This window comes from Variovorax sp. Soil_C_33, from assembly GCF_057656935.1.
This window is the reverse complement of record NZ_JBDGJK010000060.1, coordinates 1-311: the sequence shown is the minus strand read 5'-3', so window position 1 is coordinate 311 and position 311 is coordinate 1. Positions and strand designations below refer to the sequence as shown.

Sequence of the window (311 nt, the reverse complement as noted above, 5' to 3'; positions counted from 1 at the left end):
GCGCGCCAGGTGGGCGTGGGCTACATCATCGTCTTCCTGAACAAGTGCGACATGGTGGACGACGCCGAACTGCTCGAGCTCGTCGAAATGGAAGTGCGCGAGCTGCTGGACAAGTACGAATTCCCCGGCGACGACACCCCCATCATCCACGGCTCGGCCAAGCTCGCCCTGGAAGGCGACAAGGGCAAGCTGGGCGAAGAAGCCATCATGAAGCTGGCCGAGGCGCTGGACACGTACATCCCCACGCCCGAGCGTGCGGTGGACGGCACCTTCCTGATGCCCGTGGAGGACGTGTTCTCCATCTCCGGGCG

1 protein-coding gene is annotated in these 311 nt (G+C 64.3%); it reads left to right on the top strand.

Annotated elements, in window-relative coordinates; all coding sequences use genetic code 11:
• The coding region (locus tag AC3A6B_RS29925; RefSeq protein ID WP_487840254.1) for a GTP-binding protein at window positions 1-311 on the top strand (311 nt) is incomplete at both ends.